The 4,679-nt window shown below is 38.4% G+C and carries 5 protein-coding genes; 4 read left to right on the top strand and 1 reads right to left on the bottom strand.

The window, feature by feature from the left end; all coding sequences use genetic code 11:
• The 4 genes from LRP50_RS25005 to LRP50_RS24990 form a co-directional block, all read left to right on the top strand.
• Positions 1–433, top strand: a 433-nt coding sequence (locus LRP50_RS25005; RefSeq protein WP_274167108.1) for a hypothetical protein, incomplete at its 5' end; no start/stop codon positions are given.
• Positions 423–1,628 (top strand): hypothetical protein, encoded by a 1,206-nt coding sequence (locus tag LRP50_RS25000; RefSeq protein WP_274167107.1) that lies wholly within the window; start codon positions 423–425, stop codon positions 1,626–1,628. The genes LRP50_RS25005 and LRP50_RS25000, both read left to right, overlap by 11 nt.
• A 107-nt stretch (positions 1,629–1,735) precedes the next feature.
• The gene (locus tag LRP50_RS24995; protein ID WP_274167106.1) at positions 1,736–2,923 is read left to right on the top strand and encodes an SEL1-like repeat protein; all 1,188 of its coding nucleotides are present in this window, start codon (positions 1,736–1,738) and stop codon (positions 2,921–2,923) included.
• Between the two features lie 54 nt (positions 2,924–2,977).
• On the top strand, positions 2,978–4,192 hold the full coding sequence (locus LRP50_RS24990) for an SEL1-like repeat protein (RefSeq protein ID WP_274167105.1): 1,215 nt from the start codon (positions 2,978–2,980) through the stop codon (positions 4,190–4,192).
• Positions 4,193–4,379: 187 nt separating this feature from the next.
• Here LRP50_RS24990 and LRP50_RS24985 read toward each other — a convergent pair whose 3' ends face one another.
• Positions 4,380–4,586, bottom strand: a complete 207-nt coding sequence (locus LRP50_RS24985) for a hypothetical protein (RefSeq protein ID WP_274167104.1) — start codon at positions 4,584–4,586, stop codon at positions 4,380–4,382.
• Between the last annotated feature and the right edge of the window lie 93 nt (positions 4,587–4,679).

Here is a 4,679-nt window from a genome sequence, read left to right as displayed (position 1 = left end):
GCTAAAGGCACAAGCTATTGTGAAAATCATGGAGTGGATATCCCCAAAAGATGACAATGACAAAGATGCAAGGTGCTCTCAGTTTGAAAAATCTTTGATACTGATGGAAAGCAACTTAGAGAGCGCGCAAAATCGTCTTGAGAGATGCCGACGATTTGCAGAAGGCTGGAGTACGTTAGCTGATTTTATTTCCAATCTTGATTTAACAAGGTTAAGCCCAAGTTATACAACGGAAAAAATACACATAAAAAACACATTCAACAATCTTTCTCCAGCATTATGCTCTAGAATGAAGTTGTATGTTAGTGATAAAAGCTATATTTCAATTTTTAAGGATTCGATTATAGTTGGTGACATTGCAACCGAAAACTATAGCGAAATTTCAAATAAGATTGAAAAAACCCTAGTTGGACAGAAAAATCATGGATGGTGAAATGAGAGAGAAATATAAGCATTGGATTTTAGCATTTCTTTCCTTAACAGTGCTTTTAATTGTATTTATTGTATATCCCAGTGGCTTTCAACTAAAAATTTCCAAAGGGCCAGATTTCCTATCTGATGAATTATCGGCTTATATAGATGACGACAAGATTAATAGTGATCCTTATGCCGCCAGTCGATATCGTCCAGAAGATCCACTGTACGCCCCACTTCTAGCCATTCAATATGGCAACAAAGAGAGAGCGGAAACTCTACTTAAACCTCTAGTAGAAAAAAGCGATTCAGAAGCCATGTTTTGGTTGGCAGAAATCACTTATGGACAAAGTATTTACTCTGGGGAAACCGCGGGAAAACTTTTTGCCAAAGCAGCAGAGTATGGTAACCCGTATGCAGCGATAAGGTTGGATAATAGAGACATTGAATGTATTCAATATATGAGCCACTACTGCAGTAAAGAGTGGGGTGAAAAAGGTAGAGAGATATTAATTAAATTAGCTGAATCGGGCGATGCCAGAGCCGGTTTTGCACTTTACAAACACGATGCAGTCTTAAATGGCGGCTACAGCCCAAGAGCGACACTTAGTGAGGAAAGCTTTCAAGTATTAGCAAAAGCTGCTGTAGATGGTGTGAAGACTCAGTATTACTATCCCTTAATGGAATTGCTAGATCTATACCAAAAAAGCTTCGCATACCCTATATGGTCAAGAATCAATCACGGGAAAGATGATAACTATACCGTGTCGAGTAAAGATGACGAATTAATTAAAAGTCTATACATGGTTGCAGCAAGAAATAATGATGCATATTCAATTTATGTTAACTTTCCAAGCAAGGAGAAAGGTAACATCCTTAGTCTAGATGAAAATTACATCGATAGCCAAACACTCAGGACGTTGAGGATTTTTAGCACCGTTCATAGTTACGGCCCTATATTCGCAAGAAAGTCAACGATAAATAATGAAGAATTAATAAATGGCATTGCCTGGGCGTTAGTTGATGATTTCAACCGAAATAACCATGAAAAAAATATAAGCTTAAATATGTTCATGTATTTTTTAGATAGAGGAAAAAATGCAATAACACCAAACGAGACAGATATCGAAGAAGCAAAAAAACTTTCAGGCAAGATAATCAAATCATTAACGCCAATGATTTACTTAGATGAAAACCAAACAAAGGCACTCTAGAGTATTCATATAATAAATAGTGGAATTAAGATATTAAAAATAAAAAGGCAGCGTTCAATAGATGATGATATTTAAACTTTTATTTAGAGCTCAGCACTGACAGTAATATGGATAAAAGATATTTTTTCACCAGTCTGTCGATTGCCTTCGCTATATATTTTTTTGCTGAAAGCTACCCCAGTGGCTTTCAGCAAAAAATTGCCGAAGGTCCAAGTTTTCTATCTAAACAACTGTCTTCATATTTAGATGACAACAAGGTGAATAGAGATCCCTACGCCGCTAGCCGATATAGTCCAGAAGATCCGCTCTATGCTCCATTGTTAGCCATTCAATATGGCAACAAAGAAAAAGCAGAATCGCTACTGGCACCTCTAGTAGAAAAAGGCGATTCAGAAGCCATGTTTTGGTTAGCAGAAATTACCTACGGACAAAGTATCTATTCAGGGGGTACTGCTGGGGAACTGTTTACAAAAGCTGCCAAACTCGGCAACCCATACGCGGCAATTAGATTAGACAGTAGAGACAGTGAATGTACTCAATACATAGGGTATCACTGCAGCGAAGAATGGGGAGAAAAGGGTAGAGTCATACTGAAAAAATTGGCCGAGACTGGTGATGCCAGAGCTGGGTATGCTCTTTTTCAGCATGATGTGATGTTAAAAGGTGGTAACAGAACAGCTGTAAGCGAAGAAAGTTTTAACGTTCTGGCAAAAGCGGCTGTTGATGGTGTGAAGGATCATTACTATTATCCGCTTATGGAGCTAGCAAGTCTATATCATCAAAGCTACAGCTACCCCATTTGGGTAAGCAGAAGTGATACAGATGACAATACTCAAGTCTTATCTGAAAAAGACAGAGGAATTTTAAAAAACCTGTATAAGCTAGCAGCAAAAAATAATGATGCATATGCTATTAATCTAAATTTACCTTTTGCACGCAATGGTGAAAATGCAGTTATTGACGAGGACTATACTGATGACCAAATCCTACGGACATTAACACTTTTAAGTACGGTTTATAAATACGGACCTGCGTTTGCTAGAACATCTGATTCAAATAGATCAGCATTGATTCTTGGTGCAGCATGGGCGATGGTTGATGATTTTAACCGTAATGACCATAGTTTTGACTATGGAAGACAGTTTCAGACATATGAATATTTCATAACTAACGAGTTCAATCTGAATTTCTTAGATGACTCGGAGCTTGAAAAAGCGCGTGAAGTTTCCAAGGATCTAATAAAGACCCTAACGCCAATAATCTACCTAGATGAGAATCAAACTAGGGCTTTTTAGTTCTATTTTTAATTTAAATAGTATTGATTTATAGCGACTGAAAGGAAGTTGAATTTGGAATCATTCAAAAAAAACAGTACTAGTAAAATGGATATAAAACATGTTTTAAGCAATCTGTTGATTGTTTTTGCTTTATATTTAGCTTACATAAATTACCCCAGTGGCTTTCAGCGAAAAATTGCCGAAGGTCCAAGTTTTCTATCACAGCAACTATCTTCATATTTAGATGACAACAAGGTGAATAGTGACCCCTACGCCGCTAGCCGATACCGCCCAGAAGAGCCACTCTATGCTCCATTGTTAGCCATTCAATATGGCAACAAAGAAAAAGCAGAAGCCCTACTGGCACCTCTTGTAGAAAAAGGCAATCCGGAGGCCATGTTTTGGTTAGCACAAATCACCTATGGTCAAAGTATCTACTCTGGGGAAACTGCGGGCAAACTGCTCACTAAAGCTGCTAAACTCGGCAATCCGTACGCGGCAATTAAATTAGACAGTAGAGACATTGAATGTACTCAATATATGGGGTACCACTGCAGCGAAGAGTGGGGAGAGAAAGGAAGAGCAGCACTAAAAAAATTGGCTAGTGCTGGTGATCCCAGAGCTGGGTATGCGATATATCTTCATGACACTATGTTGAAGGGTGGCTATAGCCCTACGACAACTGTAGACGAGGAAAGCTTTAATATATTGGCAAAAGCAGCAGTAGATGGCGCAAAGAATAATTACCATCACCCAATTATCACATTGTTAGATATTTACCAACGGAATTTTGGCTATCCTATTTGGATGAGAAGTAATGAATCGAAAAGAGATAGCTATCTGTTGTCAGATAAAGATAGAGAAATCATAAAAGATCTCTACATCTTCATGGCCAATAACAATGATTCTTATGCCACTAATATTTATTTATATTATGAAAACTCACTACTCGAAACAGATTATATTGATCACCAAATACTAAGAATGTTACCAATATGGAGCAACGCCTCAGGTTATAGCCCTGTGTTTGCAAGAAAAGCTCTGAACGATAGAGAAGCGCTTATTCTCGGTGCTGCATGGGCGTTGGTTGATGATTTTAACCGAAACGATCACAATCTAGAATTTGGTCGCCAAATGAGAAAGTTTAATCATATCGTAACCTATGAATTCAATCAGAAATCTCTAGATGACTCAGAGCTTGAGAAAGCGCATAAAATTTCTCTGAAACTCCGAAAAAGCCTTACGCCAATGATCTATCTAGATGAAAATAACACTGGCATTTTTTGAACATCGTCTGCAATCCACATGTTCAGACTACAGATTCAGCCTACCCCAACAACTTCCCCTTAATCCCATTGAACATCGCCAGCACCCTATCGTGGGCTGGCTTGTGGTCTGCGATAAACGACAAACAGGCTAAGGCGCTTTCGTCATAATTTTTAGGTAATTTAACATTCAAATCCTTCGAAATGGTTCAGGCGTACTTGAGTTGTTTTTCTGTCGGTAGTTTTAACTCATCAGGGATCGCTGCATGGATCGTGTCGGTAATATGATCCGAAAATACCGGGCATTGATTGAGGTCAACGGTGGTTTCTTGTGCGAGTCGTAAGAATTTCTTTTGCTCGTGAGTGAGCGAATATTTGAAGGTTACTGCACCCACTGAAAATGTTATGTCGTCCATTTCGTTCCCTGACAATGGCGTTTTTATTGCTGAATCTTACCAGTATGAAATGAATTTGAAGTGTCTGATCACTGTGTCGGTGATGTAATTAAC

This window comes from Enterovibrio gelatinilyticus, assembly GCF_028683095.1.
Lineage (GTDB): Bacteria > Pseudomonadota > Gammaproteobacteria > Enterobacterales > Vibrionaceae > Enterovibrio > Enterovibrio gelatinilyticus.
This window is presented reverse-complemented; position numbering and strand designations above follow the sequence as displayed.

Excerpts from the sequence above, each read along its gene's own strand:
- LRP50_RS25000 (WP_274167107.1), top strand. The coding sequence starts at position 423 with ATGGATGGTGAAATGAGAGAGAAATATAAGCATTGGATTTTAGCATTT.
- LRP50_RS24995 (WP_274167106.1), top strand. The coding sequence starts at position 1,736 with ATGGATAAAAGATATTTTTTCACCAGTCTGTCGATTGCCTTCGCTATA.
- LRP50_RS24985 (WP_274167104.1), bottom strand. The coding sequence starts at position 4,586 with ATGGACGACATAACATTTTCAGTGGGTGCAGTAACCTTCAAATATTCG.